Annotated in this window: 17 protein-coding genes and 1 pseudogene; 13 read left to right on the plus strand and 5 right to left on the minus strand. The window is 39.0% G+C overall.

From position 1 onward, the window contains the following. Positions 1-115: 115 nt before the first annotated feature. Positions 116-2,533, plus strand: coding sequence for a TIGR02302 family protein (locus V4B18_RS01985; RefSeq protein WP_455476176.1), 2,418 nt, complete (start codon positions 116-118; stop codon positions 2,531-2,533). A 265-nt stretch (positions 2,534-2,798) separates the two neighbouring features. Further along, positions 2,799-3,512 carry a methyltransferase domain-containing protein gene (locus V4B18_RS01990; RefSeq protein WP_455476177.1) on the plus strand — a complete coding sequence of 238 codons (714 nt, stop codon included), beginning with the start codon at positions 2,799-2,801 and terminating at the stop codon, positions 3,510-3,512. Positions 3,513-3,602: 90 nt separating this feature from the next. On the opposite strand, the pseudogene V4B18_RS01995 reads toward V4B18_RS01990, so the two are convergent. The 3 genes and pseudogenes from V4B18_RS01995 to tsaD all read right to left on the minus strand — a co-directional run bounded on the left by V4B18_RS01995 (position 3,603) and on the right by tsaD (position 6,868). Further along, a pseudogene (locus tag V4B18_RS01995) lies at positions 3,603-4,292 on the minus strand (response regulator transcription factor). 617 nt (positions 4,293-4,909) lie between these two features. Further along, the gene (locus V4B18_RS02000) at positions 4,910-5,344 is read right to left on the minus strand and encodes an EVE domain-containing protein (RefSeq protein ID WP_455476178.1); all 435 of its coding nucleotides are present in this window, start codon (positions 5,342-5,344) and stop codon (positions 4,910-4,912) included. A gap of 429 nt (positions 5,345-5,773) precedes the next feature. Then, complete coding sequence (gene tsaD / locus V4B18_RS02005; protein ID WP_455476179.1) at positions 5,774-6,868, minus strand: tRNA (adenosine(37)-N6)-threonylcarbamoyltransferase complex transferase subunit TsaD; 1,095 nt, start codon at positions 6,866-6,868, stop codon at positions 5,774-5,776. Between the two features lie 356 nt (positions 6,869-7,224). Between tsaD and V4B18_RS02010 the strand changes: the two genes are divergently transcribed. The 4 genes from V4B18_RS02010 (at position 7,225) to V4B18_RS02025 (ending at position 12,006) form a co-directional block, all read left to right on the plus strand. After that, on the plus strand, positions 7,225-8,415 hold the full coding sequence (locus V4B18_RS02010; RefSeq protein WP_455476180.1) for a COG4223 family protein: 1,191 nt from the start codon (positions 7,225-7,227) through the stop codon (positions 8,413-8,415). An 11-nt stretch (positions 8,416-8,426) separates the two neighbouring features. Beyond that, positions 8,427-9,974: a heme biosynthesis HemY N-terminal domain-containing protein gene (locus V4B18_RS02015; RefSeq protein WP_455476181.1), complete on the plus strand. Its 1,548-nt coding sequence runs from the start codon at positions 8,427-8,429 to the stop codon at positions 9,972-9,974. A 96-nt stretch (positions 9,975-10,070) separates the two neighbouring features. After that, on the plus strand, positions 10,071-10,817 hold the full coding sequence (locus tag V4B18_RS02020; RefSeq protein ID WP_455476182.1) for a glutamine amidotransferase: 747 nt from the start codon (positions 10,071-10,073) through the stop codon (positions 10,815-10,817). A gap of 217 nt (positions 10,818-11,034) precedes the next feature. Then, a complete protein-coding gene (locus V4B18_RS02025; protein WP_455476183.1) occupies positions 11,035-12,006 on the plus strand; it encodes a DUF2125 domain-containing protein in 972 nt (323 codons plus the stop codon). 25 nt (positions 12,007-12,031) lie between these two features. On the opposite strand, the gene V4B18_RS02030 is transcribed toward V4B18_RS02025, so the two are convergent. Beyond that, positions 12,032-16,741 (minus strand): NAD-glutamate dehydrogenase, encoded by a 4,710-nt coding sequence (locus V4B18_RS02030; RefSeq protein WP_455476184.1) that lies wholly within the window; start codon positions 16,739-16,741, stop codon positions 12,032-12,034. 266 nt (positions 16,742-17,007) lie between these two features. On the opposite strand from V4B18_RS02030, the gene V4B18_RS02035 reads away from it, so the two are divergent. The 4 genes from V4B18_RS02035 (at position 17,008) to rpsP (ending at position 20,215) form a co-directional block, all read left to right on the plus strand. Continuing rightward, positions 17,008-17,667, plus strand: a complete 660-nt coding sequence (locus V4B18_RS02035) for a carbonic anhydrase (protein WP_455476185.1) — start codon at positions 17,008-17,010, stop codon at positions 17,665-17,667. 232 nt (positions 17,668-17,899) lie between these two features. Then, positions 17,900-19,474 (plus strand): signal recognition particle protein, encoded by a 1,575-nt coding sequence (gene ffh, locus V4B18_RS02040; protein ID WP_455476504.1) that lies wholly within the window; start codon positions 17,900-17,902, stop codon positions 19,472-19,474. Positions 19,475-19,495: 21 nt separating this feature from the next. After that, a complete protein-coding gene (locus V4B18_RS02045; RefSeq protein ID WP_455476186.1) occupies positions 19,496-19,807 on the plus strand; it encodes a chorismate mutase in 312 nt (103 codons plus the stop codon). Between the two features lie 39 nt (positions 19,808-19,846). Further along, positions 19,847-20,215 (plus strand): 30S ribosomal protein S16, encoded by a 369-nt coding sequence (gene rpsP / locus V4B18_RS02050; protein ID WP_455476187.1) that lies wholly within the window; start codon positions 19,847-19,849, stop codon positions 20,213-20,215. 161 nt (positions 20,216-20,376) lie between these two features. On the opposite strand, the gene V4B18_RS02055 is transcribed toward rpsP, so the two are convergent. Beyond that, a complete protein-coding gene (locus V4B18_RS02055) occupies positions 20,377-20,592 on the minus strand; it encodes a DUF1674 domain-containing protein (protein WP_455476188.1) in 216 nt (71 codons plus the stop codon). Positions 20,593-20,696: 104 nt separating this feature from the next. On the opposite strand from V4B18_RS02055, the gene htpX reads away from it, so the two are divergent. From htpX to V4B18_RS02070, 3 genes are all read left to right on the plus strand, one after another. Beyond that, entirely contained in the window at positions 20,697-21,749 is a 1,053-nt protein-coding gene (gene htpX, locus V4B18_RS02060; RefSeq protein WP_455476189.1) for a zinc metalloprotease HtpX, read from the plus strand. Positions 21,750-21,788: 39 nt separating this feature from the next. Further along, the gene (locus tag V4B18_RS02065; protein ID WP_455476190.1) at positions 21,789-23,156 is read left to right on the plus strand and encodes an RsmB/NOP family class I SAM-dependent RNA methyltransferase; all 1,368 of its coding nucleotides are present in this window, start codon (positions 21,789-21,791) and stop codon (positions 23,154-23,156) included. A 64-nt stretch (positions 23,157-23,220) separates the two neighbouring features. Continuing rightward, positions 23,221-24,918 (plus strand): heparinase II/III family protein, encoded by a 1,698-nt coding sequence (locus tag V4B18_RS02070; RefSeq protein WP_455476191.1) that lies wholly within the window; start codon positions 23,221-23,223, stop codon positions 24,916-24,918. The last annotated feature ends 76 nt before the right edge of the window (positions 24,919-24,994 follow it).

Here is a 24,994-nt window from a genome sequence, read left to right on the forward strand (position 1 = left end):
TCTTTTTGGTCTTATTTTTACTAAACTTTGATGAAACAATTTATTTTTTGGAATTGTTCTTATATGAGCTTTATGATCTCAACTTACCGCTGTAAAAAAGGACAGATATTGGTCTATGAGAAATAAAAGCGTCGGAATTTTTGCAACAGTAAGGCTTTTATGTGTGCAAATTGCGGTATGGTGTATCTTAGCTTTTGAACGGATATGGCCACGGGTGTTGCCGTTTTTTCTGATTTTGAGTTTCCTTTGTTCGCTTAGTTGGTTTGGTATTTTTGGTCTTCTGAGTTATTGGCCACACTTACTATTACTTTTGTTTATACTTCTTGCTGCTGCGGGGAGTTTGCTTTTTCTTGTCAGTTTTCGCCTTCCCACTGTTAAGGATGTTATTCGCCGTGTTGAACAGGTAAATGGTCTAAAAAATCAACCTTTAAGTGTTCAAATAGATCATTTATGTCCAGAAAATGATGAAGATTTTAGTGCAGCTGTTTGGTGTGAACATCAACGTCGTATGGCGAAGCAATTGTACAACTTAAAAACAGGGTTTGCCTATCCTAACAGTGCGGCTTATGATCCTTTGGCGCTTAGAACTTTATGCATTTTATTTTGTGTGTGCTCTTTTAGTTTTTCCTTTGGCTCTTTAGGAGGGCGTTTGACAGATGCGTTCGATTTACGCCCTATAATCGACGAAACATCAATGCGGATTGATGCTTGGGTAACACCACCTGTTTATACAGGCGTTGCACCACTTTATTTAACAAAAGGCTCAGCCACACAGTTTACAGTTCCTGAAGGCAGTAATGTGGCTGTACGCGTTGTCAATGGTGCTGGCATTACAGTAAAAGCGATCTCTAAAGGAGATGCACGTGAAGTTTTGTTTTCCAAAAAAAGCGAAAAAACTGCTTTAAATGATCCAATTATTCATTTTGACACACGTTTAGAGCATTCAATGGATTTGCTTGTATCATCACGCCATAAGCAACATCAATGGTATTTGCAGGTGGTTAAGGATCAATCACCAACAATTCGTTGGTTAGAAAAACCAGGACGGGTTTTAGCTGGCTCATTAGAGCTACGTTATGAAATGGATGATGATTATGGAGTGACAAAGGCTTTTGTTGAAATAGAACCTTTTCTTGATCAGCAAAAAAGCGCTTCTTTTCTTTACAATGCGCCTGAAATAAAGCTTCTTTTGGCGCGTGGGGGAAAGGGTAAAATGCGGATGGTACAAGATGTATCAAACCATCCATGGGCTGGTTCCGAAGTTAAAATAACTTTGGTGGCAGAAGATGGTGCTGGGCAGCAAGGCCGTAGCAAAACGTTTGTCATGACGCTACCGCAACGTGTTTTTTCGAATCCTGTTGCACGTGCAGTGAGTGAATTACGTCGTTTATTGGCTCTTAATGCCTCAGCACGGGAACGTGTACTCGATATGCTTGCCGCTTTGCTTGTGCGTCCAGAAAGTGGTCTTAAGAATCTAACACATTTTCTTGCTCTACAGAGTGCGTGGACAAGGCTTTTTGTGGCACAAACAGATGATCAGTTGTGCGATGTGGTTGATTATTTATGGCAGATTGCTTTGGGTATTGAAGACAATCAACATGAATCCGTACAGAAAAATTTAAAACAAGCGCAAGCTGCTCTGCGTGATGCACTTCGCCATGGCGCTTCAGCTGCAGAAATCGAACGGCTTATGACAAATTTACGTCAAGCTATGGATGATTACATTCGCACTTTGGCTGAAAAGGCACAAGATAATAGCAGTTCTAATAAGTCCACTTTTTCTGAAAATAAATTACAAAAAAAACTGAATGCAATTGAAGAAATGGCCAAAATGGGTTCTTCTTCTGCAGCTGAACAGTTGTTGGCTGAAGTTGAGCAAATTCTCGATCATTTACAGGTTCAGAAAGGTTCTCAAGAAGAGGAAAAAAATAATAGCCAAACCTCCCAGATGAGAGAAAAAATAGATCGTCTTGGTGATTTAATACGTCGTCAGCAAGAAATCCTTAATGAGACACATCAGTTTGAAATGGCACAACGACGTGGGGAAAATATGATAAACAAGCAAAGCAAAGCTTTGAAAAAACGTCAGGCTGAATTGCAGCGCGAATTGTCAACGTTAGAAAAGGAATTGTCAGAACAAGGCTTTAATAAGAATGACGCTTTGAAAAAGGCAGAAGAAAATATGAATTCTGCAAAAGATGCTCTTGATTATGGAGACCATGAGATGTCTATACAAAATCAATTAGATGCTTTGGAAGCTTTAAGGCAAGGCGCACAGAATGTTTTAAAAGAAATGCGTGAAGTGCTCAAAAAAACAAGAAATAATCAAAATGCTACTCCTAGTATTAAAGATCCACTAGGACGTCCACTTTTTTCAAATACAGATCAAGAAGAAAAAGATGCGGTTGTGCCACAGGAAAGTGATCAAATGCGTGTGCGGCAAATTTTGGAAGAAATTCGCAAACGTCTTAGCAAAGAGCATATTCCAGAAGCAGAAGAAAATTATCTTGAAAGATTGCTTTATTTTAATTAGTCGCTTAAGTTTTTTTCTCAACAGATATCAGAAACAAGAGTTACTGGAAGCCTTTACAGGGTGCAGAGGTTAAAGGTAAATACGGATTAAAGCGCTTATCATGATATAATCATAAAAACATTCTGTGTGTTTTTTGCGGTTATGAGGGAAAAATATGAAATATTGAAGTTTTTGTCATTGCAGAAAAAAAGGCAAAAATTCATATAAGTGGGAGGTATATAAAAGTCTGTAATGCTTAGAATTTTTTTCTACACGGTATATTGAGTTGGATATAATTACGCTTAGAGATTTTTATGATTCTGCACTTGGTATGCGCGTGCAAGAGACGTTGCGTAGCCAATTAAATTTATGTTGGCCAGATCTTACTGGCAAGCGGGTTATGGGTTTTGGTTATGCAGTGCCTTATCTTTCTGTGCTGTGTCCGCGTGCACAGCAATGTTTCGCCTTTATGCCTGCTGCTCAAGGTGCTTCGCCTTGGCCTTGTACTGATAAGGTTGCGACAGCACTTGTTTTTGAAGAAGATTTGCCGCTTCCTGATGCTTCAATTGATTGCATCTTATTGGTACACGCACTTGAATATACGGAGAATTCATTTGAAACGTTAAATGAAATATGGCGTGTTCTAGTTCCCAATGGAAGTTTGGTTGTTATCGTTCCTAATCGTTCTGGATTTTGGGCGCGCAATGGCTGCACACCTTTTGGTTATGGTGAGCCTTACAGTCGACAACAAATAGCTCGTTTATTTGAAAAAACTAATTTTATTTCTGGACCAATACAAGAAATTATCCATTATATGCCTTCTTCAGGATGTGTCTCTCAGTTATTTTCATTTCTTTATGAACCATTTGCGCGTTATCTTTTATCTTATTTTGGTGGACTTTTAATATGTCAAGCTCAAAAACGTGTTTATCAGGGTTTGCCTGTGCAGCGTCGTCAGTCGCGGCGTGTTTTTATTCCTGCATTGTCGCCACAAGCGTGAGAAAGTTTTCTCTTGTCTTACTCTTATTTGACTTTACAGAAAAAATGAGAATTTCAAAACCCTTTTTGAAGCAATAACTATACGTAAAACTTAAAAATTAAGGCGATACCCGCTATAATCTATAATGAGGATTTGTACATTAGAGGGATCTTCTGTGATTTTTTTGCGCAAACGGTAGATATGAGCCTCTACTGTATGGGTAACAACACTTTTATTATAACCTCAAATTTGTTCTAATAGTTAGTGTTTCATGGCTCACAATTTGATTTCTGGTTGTGGTAGAGATATTTAAGAATTGCTGTCTCTTTTTCCGTGAAGTGAATTTTGTTGTTTTGCTGATCAACGAGAAGTTTTTGTTTAGGTTTAAAATTATAGGAGCTGATATAAAAATTGCATTATCATTTTGCTCGTATTGGCGTAGTTGGGCGCGGATTCATGCAAAAAGTGCCGCAAAGTGAAAGGGTTTTGTTACATAATCATTGGTACCTGTTTCAAAATTTAAAATGGTATCACTATTTGTATTATAATGTGTGGTCATAATAAAATGGGAGCGCGAAATCCTTGAGTGTGTAATTTTTTTACAGCGTGGAAATCGTCAAGATCAAGCAGTTCAGTATTAAAAATGACCAGATCAACATTTTTTTGAGCCACTGTGATTCCTGCTTCAGCAGTTTTTGCTTGAAAAACTTTAAATTCTTTATGTATTTGCAATTGTTTTACCAAAATAGAACGCAGATCATCGTTATCTTCTTCAACGATTAAAAGGGTATAGTTATTCATTTTTTCCTTATAATAAGATATGTTGATGCTACGACTGTTGGAGAGTAGTTTCATGAAAAATGAGATTTCATGCAAGAAAAATTGAAAAAAATCTTATAGAAAATAAACTTTTGTTTCTTCTATAACCATTCGTCTCTAAGCGGGTGGACATATGTGGGGTGTTCTATGCGCGGGTTAGAATCGTTTTTTTGTGCGTTGGGACGGACTGGTATTTCTGCCTTGAAACGCAAAGGCGATGGCGCAATACCTTTAGCACATATGCGCTGTTTAAAGAGATTTTATGAAAATTCTTATCGTCCTTTTCACGTTCCATTTTGTCTTTTTAGCGCATTCGAGTACAGGATGGTTAGTGTAATGCCAGTGGTGATGCCAGTTATAATCTTTTGGTATGTTTTCACTATTCTAGCAGTGCTGAAAAGATGCATCGTGAGGATGATCTCTATGCAATTTTGTCGTTCTTGATTGGAATATTACAGAACGGAAAATGGCAAGAGGGAGTGCTACTTTCATGCATTTAGTGCGTAAAAATATACGCCAACACAAGGATTATTGCGCTTTCTCGCCGTGATATGGGATGTCTTTTGCCACACATGAATCGACGAACAAAAATTATTGTTTTAGGTTGAAAGCATTTTCATCTTAAGATTTCCCATTAAGCAGATTTCTCTCCATTCATCTTCTGCGACCGGTTGTACCGATAAGCGGCTGGCGTTAACCAGTACCATATTTTTCAATTTTGGATTGGCTTTGATTTGTTTTAATGAAACAGGGGTCGGCATATCACATAGTGCACGGATATCCACACATTCCCAGCGTGGATCAGAGGTTGTAGAATCAGGGTGTGCTTCAGCACATATTTCTACAATGCCTACGATTTCTAATCCTATATTTGAGTGATAAAAAAAACCTTTATCACCATATTTCATGGCACGCATATTGTTACGAGCTTGATAATTGCGTACACCATCCCATTGTTCGCCACGATCACCTTTTTGCTTTTGCATGTTCCATGACCATTTATGAGGTTCTGATTTAAAAAGCCAATAAGCCATGAGATCTCCTTTTATAGACATTTGTTCCATCGTGGGCATTTGCATAGCACTATAAAGAATGATTTTGGATTTAAAATAATATAAAAGAACCCATCCTCGATCTGTTCCTTCCTTTTTTGAGAAAATAGAACTGTGCTAGAGGAATACTCAATACTCAATACTTATTGTATTTTTTTATATGTTGCGTGAAGATATTTTGCTCTAAAGCTACTTTTAGTAAAAAGAGATTCAAGTATGTGGAAGAAGCGAAAAACATAAAAAATTTAGCTCTTTTTTCTAGTTTTGTTTAGAAAATTTACCCAATATTGCTGCGTTGGAAAAATGTAAAAGGAAGAAGTGTTGCCTGAATATCCAAGTACCATAACTATAAAAAGAATAGGAGAGGTATCAAATGATAGACTCTAGGGAGCCTTAAGCGCTGATCTGTTTTTATACTTTTGTTCCACGGCGTCCTGTTCCAATTAAAGGAGTGGCTTGTTCATCCAATGGCCAACGTGAGCGAGGGGAAATATCAAAGGAGCTTGTTTCTCCTCGTGCAAACCGTTCTGCACCAGCAAAAGCAATCATTGCTGCATTATCGGTACATAAAGAGAAGGGGGGAGCTATGAATTCAAAACCATGTTTGTGTGCAAGTTCTTGCAAGGTAGACCGGATAGCTTGATTGGCTGCTACTCCACCTGAAACGACTAAAGCAGGAGGACGGTGTCCTTGATAATCAGAGAGGGGATATTGGTGGGTAAAGTGTTGCAACGCTAAACAAACGCGATCATATACTGTATCAGTAACTGCAGCTTGAAAGCTTGCCGCAATGTCAGCAACATCGCTTTCTGTGAGAGGAGCTATGGCCATTGCGGCTTGCCGAACGGCAGTTTTTAGTCCAGAAAAAGAAAAATCTAACCGTTTTTCACCCTTTAAGGGTCGTGGAAGAGGAATACGATTTTTATCACCCAATAACGCAGCTTTTTCAAGTGCTGGGCCACCAGGATAAGGAAGACCCAAGAGTTTTGCAGTTTTATCAAAAGCTTCCCCCAACGCATCATCAATTGTAGTTCCTAAACGTTGGTAATTTCCCACTCCGTGAACAAGGATTGTTTGCGTATGCCCACCTGAAACCAACAACAATAAATAAGGAAACTTCACATTATCAGTTAAGACAGCTGTTAAGGCATGTCCTTCTAAGTGATTTACGGCAATAAAAGGTTTTCCTGTTGCAAGGGACAATGCTTTCGCACTCATAACGCCTACTAAAAGTCCTCCTATCAAACCAGGACCACTTGTGACTGCAATGGCATCAATATCTTCCAGTTGTGTATTAGCTTTCTTCAATGCTTTTAAAATCAAATCATCGAGAATTTCAACATGGGCACGAGCGGCAATTTCAGGAACAACACCGCCGTAAGGTGCATGGTCATCAATTTGGCTCCAAACAATATTAGAAAGAATTCGGCTGCTTTTCTCATTGATGCGTTCAACAACAGCCGCTGCTGTTTCATCGCAGCTTGTTTCTATTCCCAACAGGCGCATTTCAGACAAAACCTTATGTTAACATTCTCTTTACGTGTGGGTATCATGGACAAGCAAAGATGCAAAGAACTTCTTCTCTTAAAATTGCTGTCTATAGAGAAAATTAATTTTAGCTTTTTTATAAGAGAGTAGATTGCAGTATAAAATGCTAATGTGTTTATAAAAGCTTGTTTATTGAAGTGTATAATTGTAAGTATGTAAAGTAAAGGATGCAGTGTTGAAAATTTTATTGTAATAGATCTTCTTGATAAGAAGAGTATAAAATGAGCTACGTTATTCGGTAAATGCTTAAATTTTAAAGCTTTTTTCATTTTGTTATTTTATTGTTAGAAAGAAGTGCGAAAAAAGTGATTAAGATGGTAGATTCTTCAAAGCTAAAAACTAAACCACAGAGAGATGATGCTTGCCGTAAAAAAACTGTGATTGAACAGGACATTGTAAGTGATGATTTAGAGAAGAAAATACAAGATTGCAGTGAATCATCGGTTGCAATAGAAAAACAGAGTAAGCAAAATACACAAAATAAACGTACATTGGGTATAAATTGGGTATTATTGCCAATTTCAGGAATTTTAGGTGGTTTTATTGCTTTGGGTTTTTGGATAGGAATACAGTGGGCGGGTTTTCTTCCCTTTTCTTTTGTAGATAGTCGTGCTGAAGGAGAGGAAGCTTTGCAGATTGCTGAAAGTGCAAAAGGGCAAGGTGAAGAAACAATGAGACAATTGAAGCATGTGCTTCAAGAGATTGATGCGTTAAAAGTAGAGTTTTCCTCCCTTTCATCACAACATGTTAAAACTCTTCAAGATGGCGAGATATTACAAGAAGAAAGCAAAAAAGCTTTTACGGCCTTAGAGAAAAAAGTACGTGATTTTGAAGAATATCTGCAAACTTTAGGTGGAGTATCAAAAGATGTAAAAACGGCTTTATCCATTGGGCAGAGTAATGCAGATAATCTTACTGCGTTAAAACAACAATTAGAGACTGTGCAGAAAGAGGTTGCCATAAAAAGTGGTGAAAAAGAAAAAATAAAGACTGCACTATTTATTGCGATCAATTCTTTGAAAAATGCCGTAGAGCGCGGCGGATCTTATATCAATGAATTGAAAACAGTACAGCAATTATCGCCTTCGATTGAGGGGTTTGATCTGTTACAAAAAACAGCCACTGTAGGTCTTCCAAATTCAGCGCAACTTTCAGCCGATTTTGCACGTGTTGCCGATGCAATCGTTGGTACACAAAATATTGTTGCACCAGATGTTTCTTTTTTTGAAAGAATTTGGGCATGGATAAAAGGTCTGATTGTTTTGCGACCAGTTGGAAATGTTGAAGGTATGACGATAGGAGCGATTGCTGCGCGGATGGAAGTTGCCATTCAAAAGGGTGATTACGAAAAAGCTTTGAGCGAATGGCAAACATTGCCTCAGAGTGCAAAAGATGTTTCGGAAGGCTTTGTTCATCAACTTGAAAAACATATTGCAGTTCATAATTTTCTTCAGCAGTTGCTAGTTGTTACGCAACAAGAAGCCTTTGAGGCACCAAAAATGTAAATAGGCTTAATATGATACGTGTTTTTATTTATAGTCTTGTTGTATGTATGCTTGGGCTGGCTTTTGGGTGGATTGCTAATCACAATGGTGTCCTTGTCGTAACATTTTTGCATTTTCGATTTTCTGTTTCATTGTTGACAGTCCTAAATGCTTTTATTTTATTGTTGGGAGTTATAGCGCTTTTATGGTGGCTTTTACGGGTTATTTTTTTCGCACCTAGTAACTTATTCAATTATTTTTATAAATGTCATCAAAAGCGCGGTTATGAAGCTCTTTCGCAGGGAATTCTTGCGGCTTTTGCTGGTGATGGTATTTTGGCGCAAAAAATGGAGGCGCGTGCTGTAAAATATCTTGTCGGTAATCATGAGTCATTGGTGAAGCTCCTAAAAGCACAAACTTTGTCTTTGCAAAATAACTCTGTTCGTGCCATTGGTCTTTACGAAGAAATGAGCAAAGAAACACCAACAAAATTAGCGGGGCTTTATGGTTTATTTCGTGAAGCTATGAATACCAAAGCTTATGAAGCAGCGCAACAATATGCAGAAGAAGCGTTGATTTTATCACCGGCACTTCCATGGGCAAATAAAGCTGTACTTGATTGGTTGAGTGCACAAGGTAAATGGGATAGAGCACTTGGTGTTTTTGAGCGGGCGCAAAAAGTTTTACCGCGCTCTGCTCGTTCAACTATAGAGCGTTATCATACACATGTTTTGCTGTTAAGCGGGCAGGCTCTTCATCTCTTTGATACGCATCTTATGGAAGCACGCACTGCCATTTTAAAAGCACATAAATTAGAACCTGATTTTGTGCCGACAACGGTTATTGCTGCCAATATTCTTTATAAATTAAATGAAACGCGTAAAGCTGATAAAATGATTATTGCAGCTTGGCAAAAAGAACCTCATCCTGATTTAGGAGCGCTTTATCTTGAACGAGAAGAGAGTGCAGTGGGACGGTTGAAAAGAGCCAAAGCGCTTGCTGCTTACAATAAAGATACATTTGAGTCGGTTTTCCTTATTGCCAAAGCTGCTTTGGATGCAGGGGAAAGAACATTAGCAAGAGAATATGCACAAAAAGCACTCAAATATCATCCGCGGGAAAGTGTTTATTTATTGTTGGCAGATATTGAAGAAGCTCAAGGGAATAATCAAGGAGCAGTGCGTCAATGGCTTTCTTTGGCACTGCGTGCTGAGCGTGATCCTGTATGGATGTGTGATGGTGCTATTTTTTCTTCTTGGTCGGCGGTTTCCCCAATAAGTGGGCGCTTGGGCTGTTTTGAATGGAAAGCACCACCCTGCAGACTTCCTCTTATATTAGAAGTTGATAATATTGTTCTGAAACAAGAGGATACAGAGGATACAGTTGAAAAAAATACTGTTGTTGAAGATAAGCTGCTTGAAGAGTTACCATCTATAAAGGATAGCTTTTTGCATAATGCTGAAACAGAGAAACAGGATGCAAAGATATTCAACCAAACCCACTTAAATGTTGATGATCCAGGAATTAAAACGGAAGAAGATCATGCATCTTCGTCGAAAGGTAAATTCCAATTATTTTAACAAAGAAGGGAGCTACAGTGGATATTTTTTACCAAAATTATTTTCTAGTGCTTAAAGCGCTAAATACAGCTTTTTTGCAAAAATGATTGCTTAGAGATGTCTTTGATACAAAATTATTGTAGTAAAAAGCGAGAAAATGGCAAATCAAGAATTGCAGTTGTTGTTCATCGTCAATCTACATATACTGGTCGTTTAGAAAAATTTTTGCAAAAAAGTGGTTTTGTTCTTGATGTTTATCATCCTATTTTGGGACAAGAACTTCCCAATACATTGCAGCATTATACTGGTGCTGTTATTATGGGAGGGTCGATGAGTGTTAATGATAAGGATGTGTATATTAGTAAGGAAATTGATTGGATTTCCTTGTTGTTGAGAGAAGATAAGCCTTTTTTAGGAATTTGTCTTGGAGCGCAAATGTTAGCGAGAAATTTAGGCGGATGTGTTGGTCCAAAAAGCGATGGAACCGTTGAAGTTGGTTGGTATCCACTCAAAGCTACTCAACAAGGCAAAGAACTTATGGATTGGCCAGAAATGGTTTACCAATTTCATGGTGAAGGCATTTATGACCTGCCTAAAGAGGTAGTGCTTTTGGCAACAGGTCATACATATCCTATACAAGCTTTTCGTTATGGAAAAAATGCATGGGGTTTACAATTCCATGCTGAATTTACGCGCGCTATGATGCGGCGTTTGATGGCGCGTTCAGCACAAAAATTGACTGAAAAAGGTGCTCAACCTGCTTTCGCACATTTAAAAGGTCGTTTAATATATGATAAAGCTTTGAGCCAGTGGTTTGAAAATGCATTACGGTATATTTTTGGTGCTCCCACTGCATTCATATAAATGCTAAAAATTCTGACTATGTTGGTCATCATTATTAGGAAAGGCAAGTTTTTATTTTGTCTATGTTTTCTCAATTGATTTCATTACGGAAACGTTTTGCTTTGGGCTATCTATTTGGTCTGATATTAGTGCTTATTTATAGTTCTATCTGGTTTTTTTTTCACGTAAAATAGAGAATAGCACTGCTGGCATACTCGTAAGTGCATCCTCACGTGATATGATGGCTATGTGTGGACATATACGTAAAAATGGTTATCCGTTACGTATTGGTGTTGTTTGTGATAAATTTCAGTTTGCTTTGCCTCCTCACGATTTTTCTTTATCAGCTGCGCGTTTAACGATTGGTGCACCGGTTTATACGCCTTATCTTGTAGAGATTAATGTCCATTCTCCTGTATCAATTGTTTTTGCTGGAAGAATTTGCGCACTGTCACGCTGGCGCAATTTGGTGATTGAAACAGAACCTTATTGGAAGACGAATAAAACATTTAAGCTTATGGCTGAGGGGATTGAAATTTCTGCCGTTGCACCTTCTCTTGAGGAGAAAAAATTTCAGAAAGCATTGAGGCTTCAGACAACAGATAAAAAAATGATGCAAGAAAGCGAAAATCAGACATCTTTTGGAAATGCTGATAATACAATTGTGCATCCGTTAGATAAAAAAATAACAGCAGAATTTGTGCGGCTTGATCTCAAGCGCGAGAAAGGTAATTTATTGGGGCATGTGACTTTCGATGGCATTGATTCTTCAGCTTTTATAAAACCTCACTTTGCCGACTTTCCTAAAATTGATGGTAATTTGAAATGGATTCTCAATGATGTGCCCGATTTGTTTAATGTAAACGATAGAGATAATTGGAAGCAACGTTTGTATGGAAAAAGTGGTGTTTTAAAGCGCGGTGAAGTAATCTTTCATACCGGTGGTGCGTTGCGTGTAAGTGGACCTTTTTCTTTTGATGATAAAGGATATTTAACAGCAAAATTTGAACTTTCTTTTGCTCAGCCAGCAGAGCTCCTTTCTACTATACAGCATTTATTTCCTATGCAAGCTAGTACTTTTCAAGCTCTATTTTTTGTTTTGGGTTCTATGCCTAAAAATGCAGATAGCCAACCTTATCTTCCCCTACTGATTACCCATGGGGTGGTAAAATTAGGTTTTTTTAAGCTTGGCCATCTTGCTCCGCTTTAAAGTCTAAAAGTTATTTTGCATTGCTTTAAACTTGAAAAGTAGTGTTTTGAAGCTGAGCAATCATACCTGCAGCAAAGGTAAAGCGAGAAATGTTAAGATCACTTTCAATAAGAGCACAAACTTTATTTGTTATATTGCAAATGTGGTCTTTTTCTGCTTCGCTCCAAGCTGCGAATGGATCCTCTTTTTCTCCATAATTTTTCAGGATTTTTGTAACGATTTGTCGCAAGCTTTCAGCAATATTTTCTTTGGCTTGGCTTAAGACCATATTATCATAATAATCAAGCATAGGTATTGTTTGACTTGCTTCATTAATGCGGTTTGCACGGATGATTTGAGTAAGTGAGAAGTAGATGTCTGCAACTTTAATAAGATCGCTCTTATTTCGTTTTGCGATTAAAGAAATATCACAAATTACTGGAGCAGCTTCTAAGAGAGCTAGTTTTTTTGCTAAATCTTTTGGTGCTCCTTCTTCATGATAATGTACCGCTTTTTCTTTAATTTTTCGATTAATATCTTTATCGTTGGAGTCCATAAGTTGTTTTTCAATAACGGTACGGGATTGCCTAATTGTTTTTACGAGTTCTTCTAATGGAACAGAAAGATCCATATTGCGCAAACCCCAATTAGTTATCTCAAAGAGTATTGAGGTGATGATTGCGTAAAATTTATTTTGAACAAGACCAGAGATCTCATTATCGAGATTGTCAATCTGGCCAGATAATTGAGGAATTTCAAATCCATCACGAAGCGCGATGAAAACGCGAATAATATTTTCAGTTTTTTGTTCTGTTGCATCTTGTAGACGACTAACAAAGGTAGATCCTCCACGATTTACAATATCATTGGCAATGAGAGTTGCAATAATATTGCGACGCAATTGGTGATTAATGATTTCTTTTTCAAAGTTTTTCTGAATTTGAGTTGGAAAATAATGCAGTAAAGTTGTGTTAAAATAGCTATCATCAACGATGGGGCTGTGAGTGATTTCTTCTTTCAGAGTTAATTTCGCGTATGCCAAAATAACAGCGAGTTCTGGGCGAACTAATCCTTGGCCTTTGGTTATTCTTTGGCGCAAAATTTGCTCATCAGGGAGAATTTCAACTCTACGATCTAAAAGTTTTTTCTGCTCTAGATCGTGCATAAAGCGTATTTGATAAGGTGAGTCAGCAATGCTTTGACTTTCAGCTAAAGAAAGAGCAAGTGGTTGTAAATAATTGTTGCGCAAAACTAATTGTTCAACTTGCGGTGTCATTTCTTTTAAAAGCGCATTGCGCGCTTCACGTGTAAGCGTTTTTTCGCGAAGTGCTTGTGCGAGAACAATTTTGATATTGACCTCAACATCAGAACAATTAACGCCTGCAGAGTTATCAATGGCATCAGTATTACATCGCCCACCGTTTAAGATATATTCAATTCGACCACGCTGTGTAACGCCGAGATTAGCACCTTCTCCGATAACTTTTGCACGGACTTGTTCACCGGTAATGCGCAGTGCATCATTGGCATGGTCACCTACTTGAGTATTGGTTTCTGTTGTTGCACGTATATAAGTACCAATGCCGCCAAACCATAAAAGGTCAACAGGTGCTTTAAGAATAGCAGAAATAATTTCAAAAGGTGTTCCTCTTTGTTTTTCAAAACCGATAGCTTGTGCTGCTTCGGGTGAGAGTGTGATGGTTTTTGCTGTGCGTGAAAAGATTCCACCACCCTTTGATAATTTTGCATGATTGTAATCTTGCCAACTTGAGCGAGGCAGTTTAAAGAGACGCATACGTTCTGCATAGCTTTCAGCCACATCTGGATTAGGGTCGATAAAGATATCGCGGTGATCAAAGGCAGCTATAAGCTTTGTTTGTTTGGAAAGTAGCATTCCATTTCCAAAAACATCACCAGACATATCGCCAACCCCGACACAAGTAAAAGGGGCTGTTTGGATATCGTGATTAAATGATTCTCGGAAATGTCTTTTAACCGCTTCCCATGCCCCTTTGGCTGTAATCCCCATGGCTTTGTGGTCATAGCCTGCTGAGCCTCCAGAAGCAAAAGCATCATCGAGCCAAAAATGATTTGCTTGACTGATTGCGTTGGCTGTATCAGAAAAGGTCGCAGTGCCTTTGTCGGCAGCGACAACAAAATAGGGGTCATCGCCATCGTGGCGGATGATATTGGAAGGTGTGCTTACTTTCCCATTCACCAAATTGTCGGTAATGGAAAGCAAGGCTGTGATAAAGTCGATATAAGCTTGTCGTGCGACTTCTACCACAACGGTTCGGTCATTGGTTTGTGGGAGATGATGAGGATAAAATCCACCTTTTGCACCGACAGGAACAATAACTGCATTTTTGACTTGTTGTGCTTTGACGAGATCGAGCACTTCAGTACGATAATCTAATGCACGGTCAGACCAACGAATTCCACCGCGGGCAATAGAACCAAAGCGTAAATGAACCCCTTCAACTTCTGGCCCATAAACGAAAATTTCTCGATAAGGACGTGGTTCGGGCAAACCTTCAATTTGGCGTGGGTTTAACTTTGTTGCTAAAATGCGCCGTGGGCTGCCATCTTGAAGAGGGGTAAAAGCATTTGTTCGTAAAGTTGCATTGATGAGATTGCGATAACGGCGTAAAATAAGGTCATCATCTAAACCAAGCACCTTTTGTAATTTTTCTTCAATGCGTTGTTGAATGATTTGTTGGTTTACTTCTCTCTCTTTTTCTGTATGGCTTTGATGGAATTTTAAATGAAACAAAGCATAAAGATCTTGGGTAATATCAGGATAAGCATTTAAAGTTTTAGCAACGCGCTCTTGTGAATAAGGAATTCCTGCTTGTTGGAGGTAACGTCCATAATGGCGTAAAATAACAATTTCACGCCAATCAAGTTGAGCTGTTTGGGTTAAAGCATTAAAGGCATCATTGTCAGCATTTTGATCCCAAACAGCTTCAAATGTTTCGGCGTGTTTTTGACCAGTTTTGTCAAGATCAATACAGAGCTGGAAAGCGCTTTCCAATTGCATATCGTGAAGATATACAGAGCCTCCGTTGCCATCTGGTAATTCAAGTGTTTGCTCGGCAACAACCCAAAACCCCATATTTTCGAGAAGTGGCACACGTTTGGAAAGAGCAAGCGTCTCATAGCGGTGAAAGATCTTGAGACAAATAGCATGTTTTTCTTTGGTATGTGTGTGATAAAAAGTAACAAAAAGCGATTTTTTATCATTAAGATTTAAAATATGCCCTGCGTCTTCAATTGCATTTTTAGCTGAAAATAGGTCACGATAGCTATTGGGAAATTGACTAGCCAAACGTATTTGTTGGTCTGTTGTTTTGCAGGTTAAAGCTGTGGCTTGAACACTGTCTTCCCAGTTTTGTGCTATAGAACGTACATTTTGTTCAAGTGTAGTGCGCTCGATAATAGGAACGCTCTGGCTGCTTTTGCGATGGATGATATAATGGACGCGTATTAGCGTGCTTTCCAAAAACAGTGGATAGGATTCAAAAAAATCACCTTTGTAGAGGCCAACAAAATATTCGCCAATTTTTTCGCGAATATTGCTGCCATATTGATCACGGGGAATATAAACAAGTATAGAAACAAAGCGTCCAAAAGAGTCAGTATGGGCGAGCACCCGTAGGCGTGGGCGTTCATCTAATTGCAGGATCAGTTTGGCATTTTCTGTCAATGTATCAACATCAGAGCGGAACATCTCATCTCTTGGATAAGTTTCTAAAACACTAACGAGTGCTTTTCCAGAATAGTCAGCACTGTCATATCCAAGGCGTTGAATAATGGCTTTAGCTTTCTCTTTTAAGAAAGGGATTTTTAAAATAGAACGTGTGTAAGCTGAGGAAGTAAACAATCCTACAATGCGTAATTCTCCACAAAGGAGTCCTTTTTTGTCAAAGATTTTAAGACCAATATAATCGAGCCAAACAGGACGGTGAATTTTTGAACGACTGTTAGCTTTTGTTACAATAAGTAGGTTATCACTTTCCATAAAGGATAAGATTTCCTGAGGAGGTTCTTGCACACGTGCATCACCAATAATACGAATAGAAGCATCGGTGAGAATACCAAGTTCAATATCGCTGGCTGTAAAAGATTTTGTAGGTTCTTGGTCTTTTATAAAACCATAGCTGCGCATGCCAAGGAAGATAAAATTATCGTCCATCAACCAATTAAGAAATTCAATGGCTTTTGCGCCTTCTTGTTTATGGCTTGATGGAAGATTTGTTTGATAGCCATGAACATGCTTTTTTACTTGCTCAAGCATAGGTTTCCAGTCTTGTACAGCAGCATTAACCTGCTCAAGAACTAAAGTAAGCTCATCTTTAAGCTTTTGTATTTGCTGTTTTTTTAACAATTCGACGTGGATTTGCATCAAGCTGATACGTTGTCCAGAGGTACAATTAATGATGGGGTGTGCAATCAAATGAATATGATTTTTGTGCTGATTGAACACGTTTAAAATGGAATCAAGAAGAAAAGGTTTGTTGTCGTTGACGAGTGTGATAACGGTTATAGGCTTGTTATCGCGGGTTAAATTTTGTTCAAAGCAGATGGTGCTTTTCCCCGCCTTATGTAGATTAAAAGCTGTCATAGCAGTGGTTGCGGCTTTTTGCAGCTCTTCATTTTCATAACAGGCAATATCTTCTTTATCGGTATGAGCAAAAAGGATTTGTTTTATTTTATCTTGATTGATTTTTGTTTCTAACGTTTGTTCTTCTAACACAATGATTGTCCCTTTTTTGCTTTTTATAGTCTCTTCTTTTTGCAAGAATAGAGTTTTCTATACTATTCTTTGTAGTGCATCATTTTGCTTTCAGCAAGGAATAGTTATTATTGGTAAAAATAAATTATTTCTTTCATTTTATAGTAATAATTTGACATTCTGAGAAAATAATATTGTGTCTATAAAAGAGCATTTTTAGTACTTTATCTTATTATATTGTCCTAAAAATATACAAAATGAAAGCAAATGTGGGGAAATAAATACAGATGACGTATCTGCCAGAAAGACTTTTAAGCGGTTACCAATCTTTTATAGAAAATCATTTTTTATACAAAGAGGAGCATTATCGCCAATTAGCGGTCGAGGGACAAAAACCTGATGTCTTAATTATTGCTTGTTGTGATTCGCGTGCTATACCAGAAATGATTTTTGATGCTAAACCAGGCGAAATTTTTGTGATACGCAATGTGGCAAACTTGGTGCCTCCATTTTCTCCTGATGATAAATATCATGCAACATCAGCTGCTATTGAATATGCGGTGCAATTTCTTGGGGTTAAGCATATTGTTGTTTTGGGTCATGCCTGCTGTGGGGGTATTAGCAGTGCTCTTAAAGGAGCGTGTAAATCTTTACAGTCGGATGATTTTATTGGACAATGGATAAATCTTTTAGCGCCAGCAGCAAAAGTCGTTGTTAGTGATAAATCGATGACTATGACAGAGCAACAGACGGCATTAGAGCGGCTTTCTATTCATGATTCTTTGAAAAATTTAGAGATATTTCCGTGGATAAAAGCGCGCAAAGATCAGGGTATTTTAACCTTGCACGGAGCTTGGTTTGATATCTCAAATGGACAGTTGTGGGCTATGAACCCAGAAACAGGCAGTTTTGTGTGCATGAAAGATGAAAACGCTCATCAGCTATAAAATACTTGCTGTCTTTGGGTTTCGTATAAAAAGTGCTATATGATAAATCTTGACAAGTTAAGGGTTTTGTAGTTTGAAGAGAGAAGAGCTTTCAGTGACAAGATTAACTTGGAGCCACCGACTGAGACCCTACTTTAAGGGTATAAAGAGATCTCAGAGGTCAACATCCGACGACGCGGTGCGTTCTCGGGTGCCATTTTGGTTTGTTTGTTATGCAGCAATGAGGTAAATGATGTTTGAATCTTTGCAAGAGCGGCTTGGTTCCATTTTATCTAATTTGACAGGACGTGGTGTTTTGTCAAATGAAGATGTCACGGCTGCGCTACGCGAAATTCGCCGCGCTTTATTAGAAGCTGATGTTGCGCTTGATGTTGCTCGCTCTTTTACCGATCGTGTTCGTGAAAAAGCTGTTGGGTCTGCAATTGTTAAATCAATTAAACCTGGACAGATGGTTGTTAAGATTGTTCATGATGAATTGGTTAATGTTCTTGGAAATGAAAGCGTTCTGAGTGATTTAAATGCTCCAGCACCTGTTGTTATCATGATGGTTGGTTTACAAGGCTCTGGAAAAACAACTACAACTGCGAAGCTTGCAAAGCGTTTTACGGACAAGCACGGTAAAAAAGTTTTAATGGCGTCATTAGATACACGCCGTCCTGCTGCACAGGAACAATTGCGTCAACTAGCAGAGCAAGAAAAACTCGCAAGTTTGCCCATTGTTGCAGGGCAGTTACCCATTGATATTACAGCTCGTGCTCTACAAGCAGCAAAATTGGGTGGTTATGATGTGCTTATTCTTGATACAGCGGGTCGTAATCATATTGATGAAGCTTTGATGCTTGAATTGAGTGAAATTAAAGCGGCTTCCCTTCCTCATGAAATTATGTTGGTTGCTGATAGTCTTACTGGTCAAGATGCTGTTCATCTTGCACGGTCTTTTGATGAGCGCGTAGGGGTTACAGGGATTATTTTAACACGCATGGATAGTGATGGTCGCGGTGGTGCGGCTCTTTCAATGCGTGCCGTTACGGGTAAGCCAATTAAAGCAATTGGAACTGGTGAAAAAATAGATGCTCTAGAAGAATTTCATCCCCGTCGTGTTGCTGATCGTATTTTAGGGATGGGCGATATTGTTTCTTTAGTTGAAAAAGCTTCCGAGGCAATGGATCATGAGAAAGCTGCGGCTTTTGCAAAAAAAATGCAGGCTGGGAAATTTGACTTAAATGATCTTGCAGAGCAATTGCAGAAAATGAAAAAACTTGGAGGTATGGGTGGCCTTATGGGGATGCTGCCAGGTTTGGGAAAGGTTAAAGAGCAGATTGCCGCTGCGGGTCTTGATGACCGTTTGTTTAACCGTCAATTGGCGATTATTTCGTCAATGACACCTGCAGAGCGTGCAAATCCAGAGATTTTAAAACATAGTCGTAAACAACGAATCGCAAAAGGATCTGGTACGAGTGCTGCTGATATTAATAAGCTTTTAAAAATGCATCGCCAAATGGCTGATATGGTAAAAGCCATGAAAGGTAACGGTAAAGGCGGCTTAATGGGAAAAATGTTTGGAGGTCTTGGTTCTAAAATGGGATTTGGTGATCCTACGGGATCTCTTAGCGGAGATTCTGGAGCTATACCCGATTTATCAGGGTTTGATCCAAAGCAACTATCAACATTACAAAAGCAAATTGAAAGTGGTAATGGAGGAAACACATTACCTGGTCTGCCAGGGCGTGGAATTACATTCCCTGGATTTTCTCAAAATACTGCTGATAGTAGGGGAAAATTTCCTCAGCATTCCAAGAAAAAATAAAATGCAAAGAGGAAAGAAAATATGATGCAGGAAAAAGTATTGAATGAATTAGCGCATTTACGATCGTCCATTGATAATTTTGATGCTGCATTGATTTATATTTTGGCAGAACGTTTTCGTTGTACGAAGGCAGTTGGATATTTAAAAGCGTGTCATGATTTGCCAATAATAGATCCTCTGCGCGAACAACATCAGGTAGCACGTTTACGTCAATTAGCTATAGAAAGTCATCTTGACCCCGATTTTGCTGAAAGATTTTTGAAATTTATTATTAAAGAAGTTGTTCGTCACCATGAAATTATTGCTGAGAAGCAGCAAAAACAAAACAAGTAAATTTAAACGAAAGTCAGAGCTGACAATAGGAGATAAAATATGGCATTGAAAATTCGTTTGTCCCGTGGAGGCTCAAAAAAGCGCCCTTATTATCATATCGTTGTTGCGGATGCACGTAGTCCGCGTGATGGGCGGTTTCTTGAGCGTGTTGGTGCATGGGATCCAATGTTGCCGAAAGATGGGTCGCGTGTAAAGCTTAACGAAGAGCGTATCAAACATTGGCTTGGGCAGGGTGCACAGCCAACAGATCGCGTTTTACGGTTTTTGGATGCTGCTGGTTTAAAAACGCGTCCAATTCGCAATAACCCACACAAAGGTGAACCTGGTAAAAAGGCACAAGAACGTATAGCTGCTGCAAAACAAGCTGCTGAAGAAGCAGCAGCTGCTACTGCAGAAAAAGAAGCATGACGCTTTCAAGCATAGTTAATAATGCTTTTAAAATTTTTATTTATACAGGATAGCTATAGTTATCTGGAGCTGTCCGCTTTTATCTGTAAAAACAGATTCTCGTTAAAGAGTGCTAATTTTTGAAAAATTAATGTGACTCTTTAGTTTAGAAGTCAATTGCTTTAAAAATCGATGGCGCGGCCTTTAATTTCCCAATCTCCATAGCGTGAAGGGTCTTTGCCGCCGCGCCCACCATTTTCAAAGGGTTTGTTTTCATTTATTTCTTGTTTACGTCTTTCTTCAGCTTCAAGGAGAGCGCGTTGTGCTTGTGGAGAAAGGGATTGTAGTTTGTGGGCAGTTGCATTTTGTTTATTTATTTTTTTATCTTTTTTGTCCATTTTATATCTCTAATTTTGTTGAAGAAGTAGAAAGAAAGTCCCATCATATAAGAACCATTATATAATACAAAATGATTATATTTTATTATGGAGTTTTTTGAACAATGAACATAATGCGCACTGCAATGCTCTTGGCTTTTATGACCGCTCTTTTTATGGCAGTTGGTTATCTTGTTGGAGGTAGCAATGGTATGGTTGTTGCGTTTTTAATGGCAGGGGCATTGAACTTTTTTTCTTATTGGAATGCGGATAAAATCGTTTTGCGCATGTATGGAGCGCGCGAAGTTGATGAACATTCCTCACCAGTTTATTATAAGATTGTAAGCGATTTAGCGCAAAAAGCCTCTCTTCCTCGACCACGAGTTTACGTTATTGATAGTGCACAGCCAAATGCTTTTGCGACGGGGCGTAATCCTTACAATGCAGCTGTTGCTGCGAGTACTGGATTATTAAAGCAATTGAGTGCAGAGGAAATTTCTGGGGTTATGGCGCATGAGTTGGCGCATATTGAACATTATGATACGTTAACAATGACACTAACTGCAACGATTGCAGGTGCGATTTCTATGCTTGGTAATTTTTTTCTATTTATGGGGAGGCAGCGTCATTCTTCAGAGCAGTCTCATGGTATTGGGGTGCTTGGGAGTGTTATTGCGCTGTTTGTGGCTCCTTTTGCAGCTATGCTGGTGCAAATGGCTATTAGCCGCACGCGTGAATATGCTGCTGATCGGCGGGGTGCTGAAATATGCGGTAATCCTTTATGGTTGGCTTCGGCGCTGGGTAAAATTGCAGGAAGTGGACATACGGTTTATAATGAGGAGGCTGAACAGAATCCAGCAACAGCGCATATGTTTATTATCAATCCTTTAAGTGGTGAGGGAGCTGATAGCCTGTTCTCTACACATCCAGCAACTGCAAATCGCATTGCAGCTCTTTATAGGCAAGCAGAAGAGATGAAAGGATCGATGATTAAAAGCTTGGAGCTGTGGGGTGAAGAGAGTAGTTTTTATGAAAAAGATAGGGATTTAAGCTATGGGGATCTAAATCATAGTGCTAAAGTTAATATCCAAAGTGATCAGGAAAAAAGCGCTTTAAAACGCATCACAAAACGCCCTTCTTGGCTTCGGTATAAAGATTCAAAGCGATCTCAATTATAAAGCTCTTACTTAAAGAATAAAAAGTATAAAGGTATTATTTTGAAACATAAAAAAGTGGGGCATACATCCGAAATAAATGTTCCGGGATTAGGCGTGAGGCGGGTATGTGTTCGTCTTTTAGGGGCGGTGCTTGATAAGCAGACGCCTCTTTCTGGTTTAACGGATAATGAGCATGGACATCCACAATATTTGGAGCTTTCGCACCGAGATCGTTTGTTGTGTCGGGCTATTTTGGGCGCGGCTTTGCGTCATCGGGGGCAGATTACGACAGCTTTATCGCGTTTTTTGATGCATCCCTTACCTCCAAAAGCGTTTTCATTGCAGCATCTTTTGCATATTAGCGTGGCACAAATTCTTTATCTTGATATTCCCGATCATGCTGCGATCGATTTAGCTGTGCGCGTAGCTAAAATTGATCCTCGTATACGCCGTTTTGCAGGGGTTGTGAATGCTCTTTTACGTAATGTTGTACGGGAGGCAGTATTTTTACGTCAACAAGCTCCTACTATTGGTGAGGTTCCATTGTGGTTTGGGCAACTTTTAGTTGCAACTTATGGAACAGAAAAGGCTGATCAAATTTTAGCAATTCAAACTCTTGAGCCACCTCTCGATTTAACTGTGAAATCCGATAATACCAGATGGGCAGAACGGCTTGGAGGTGTTGTTTTGCCCAATGGTTCAATTCGACTGAGTCGTTTGGGTTGTTCTATTTCTGATTTGCCAAGCTATGCAGAAGGTGCTTGGTGGGTTCAAGATTTTGCAGCATCCTTGCCTGCTTGTCTACTTGGAAATATTCGTGGAAAGCGAGTTGCTGATCTTTGTGCGAGCCCTGGAGGAAAAACAGCACAATTAGCTTTGCAGGGGGCTGATGTAACAGCCGTTGATATGTCTGCTAATCGTATAAAACGTTTGAAAGCAAATATGGAACGGCTTCATTTTTCAGTGCGCTATTTTGAGGGTGATATGAGAAATTTACATCCAGATCAGCCTTTTGATGCCATTCTTCTTGATGCGCCCTGTTCTTCCACAGGAACGATACGTCGTCATCCCGATATTTTATGGACAAAATCAATGGATGATATCGTTAAATTAGCAGCGCTGCAATATGATTTGCTTTTGGCAGCAATCGCTTTGGTGAAGAAAGGTGGACGTATTGTTTTCTCCAATTGTTCATTGGCAAAAGAAGAAGGTGAAGATCTTGTTGAAAAAATTTTATCGACACGTGATGACATTGTTTTAGATCCTATTTCTTTGGAAGAAATGGGTGCTATGGCACATTTACTCTCCACACGGGGAACTTTACGTACAACGCCTGCTGATTTTTGTTATGAAAATTTTGATGCTGAGAAAAAAATATTCTTAGGAATGGATGGTTTTTTTGCTGCTCGCTTCCGGAAAGTTGTTTAATTAACGGTTTATTTACTAAAATGGCCGAAATTGCGCTCGATTAAGCACATACGGAGACAAAATTGTGGCTGTTGCGGTGAAAGTTCCTCAGATAATAACGTCGGATTTAATGTATTTGATGCATCAATTTATGCGACGTTTGTGGGTGGGACCGCTATTTCCTTGGAGATTTTCGGGATTTCGTCCCCATAAGATTTTAGCACATCCTATTGATTTATATTTAGCTGATCCGTTAGTGGCACATGAGTTTTATCACGGTCGTTTTGCTTTTGCTGGTTGTGTTGCTCATTCTGGTGCTGTTTCACCTTTTTCATTAATTCCACCAACGCTAGAATGGGAAGCAGCACTCCATGATTTTCATTGGTTACGACATATGACAGCAGCTGATAGTAATTTAGCGGCGGCACATGCACGCGCTCTATTGGAAGATTGGCTTGACCATAATGGCAAAAAGGTAAAAGGGTTGCCTTGGAGTGAGCCTGTTGTGGCACGACGCTTGATCTCATGGATTTGTCATTCAAAAATGTTACTGGATAGAGCAAGCGAACGATTTGAAAAGCGTTTTTTGCGTGCACTTGGTTTCCAGTTTCGCTATTTGCGCACAATCATTTACAGTATGGAAAACAATGATAAACGCTTACAGGCAGCGGTAGCTTTGACATTTGCATCTCTTGCTTTGCCTGTTTCTGCAGCAATAAAGAAAAAAGTGCAAACCTGTCTTGTAAAGGAGCTTTCGCACCAAATTTTGCTTGATGGTGGACATATTTCGCGCAATCCTGCTATCTTGCTTAATTTATTGTTAGATTTATTATCGCTGCGTCATCTTTTTGCGTATAGTCATGAAACAGCACCGCGCATTTTAATCAATTCTGTTGAGCGTATGTTGCCAGCTTTGCGGTTTTTTATTCATGAGGATAAAACATTAGCGCACTTTAATGGAGTTGGACCTATTGCACCTGAGTGCTTATCAACAGTTTTAAAGCTTGATGAAACGGCAGGAAATCCTTTCAGCTATGCACGTTATTCAGGGTTTCAACGTTTACAGGCCAATCAAACGACGGTGCTTGCTGATACAGGAAAATTTCCACCGCGCTCTGCAGCAGAGCGTGCTTGTTCGGGGTGTTTATCTTTTGAAATGTCATCGCAAGGTAGCCGTTTTATTATCAATACGGGTGTCAATCCCTATGGGGATGAAGAGTATAGGCATTTCGGACGTGTTACTGCAGCACATTCAACGGCAACGGTTAATGATTGTTCGGTGGGTGTTTTTCGTAAAAGGAAGAAAAATAGTGCTCCCTTTTTACTTGAAGGGCCAATGGATGTTACAGTACGGCGTATAGAAGATTCAAAGAAAATTGGTTTTGTTGCCAGTCATAATGGTTATGTGCAGTCTTTTAATCTTGTTCATGAACGAGGTATTGTATTAGCAACAAATGGCGCAATGATTGAAGGGTTTGATCGCTTTTTTATGCTAAATAAAGGACAGTTAAAGAAGCATAATGAACAAAATAACGTTGCTATTCGCTTTCATCTTCATCCTTGTGTTAAGGTTAATCACGATGGAGATTCTGTACGTTTAGCGGTAGAGGGTGGGCAGATATGGTATTTTATATCGCCTGATACTGATATCTATCTTGAAGATTCAATTGACTTTGCTGGATTAACAGGTCCGCAACGCTCACAACAGATTGTTTTATATTTTCGTCCTGCATTTCAAGAAAAAGTTCGTTGGCGTTTTATCTGTCGTCAATTAAAGAGATGACTTGCTCTTTTGTGATACGAATAAAGGTGGTACCGTTCTTTGTGTGTGTTAAAAGCAAGAGATTTATCCTTTCAAT

It is taken from the genome of Bartonella sp. B17, assembly GCF_053795755.1.

Excerpts from the sequence above, each read along its gene's own strand:
- V4B18_RS01985 (WP_455476176.1), top strand. The coding sequence starts at position 116 with ATGAGAAATAAAAGCGTCGGAATTTTTGCAACAGTAAGGCTTTTATGT.
- V4B18_RS02000 (WP_455476178.1), bottom strand. The coding sequence starts at position 5,344 with ATGGCTTATTGGCTTTTTAAATCAGAACCTCATAAATGGTCATGGAAC.
- tsaD (WP_455476179.1), bottom strand. The coding sequence starts at position 6,868 with ATGCGCCTGTTGGGAATAGAAACAAGCTGCGATGAAACAGCAGCGGCT.
- V4B18_RS02010 (WP_455476180.1), top strand. The coding sequence starts at position 7,225 with ATGGTAGATTCTTCAAAGCTAAAAACTAAACCACAGAGAGATGATGCT.
- V4B18_RS02015 (WP_455476181.1), top strand. The coding sequence starts at position 8,427 with ATGATACGTGTTTTTATTTATAGTCTTGTTGTATGTATGCTTGGGCTG.
- V4B18_RS02020 (WP_455476182.1), top strand. The coding sequence starts at position 10,071 with ATGTCTTTGATACAAAATTATTGTAGTAAAAAGCGAGAAAATGGCAAA.
- V4B18_RS02025 (WP_455476183.1), top strand. The coding sequence starts at position 11,035 with ATGATGGCTATGTGTGGACATATACGTAAAAATGGTTATCCGTTACGT.
- V4B18_RS02035 (WP_455476185.1), top strand. The coding sequence starts at position 17,008 with ATGACGTATCTGCCAGAAAGACTTTTAAGCGGTTACCAATCTTTTATA.
- ffh (WP_455476504.1), top strand. The coding sequence starts at position 17,900 with ATGTTTGAATCTTTGCAAGAGCGGCTTGGTTCCATTTTATCTAATTTG.
- V4B18_RS02045 (WP_455476186.1), top strand. The coding sequence starts at position 19,496 with ATGATGCAGGAAAAAGTATTGAATGAATTAGCGCATTTACGATCGTCC.
- rpsP (WP_455476187.1), top strand. The coding sequence starts at position 19,847 with ATGGCATTGAAAATTCGTTTGTCCCGTGGAGGCTCAAAAAAGCGCCCT.
- V4B18_RS02055 (WP_455476188.1), bottom strand. The coding sequence starts at position 20,592 with ATGGACAAAAAAGATAAAAAAATAAATAAACAAAATGCAACTGCCCAC.
- htpX (WP_455476189.1), top strand. The coding sequence starts at position 20,697 with ATGAACATAATGCGCACTGCAATGCTCTTGGCTTTTATGACCGCTCTT.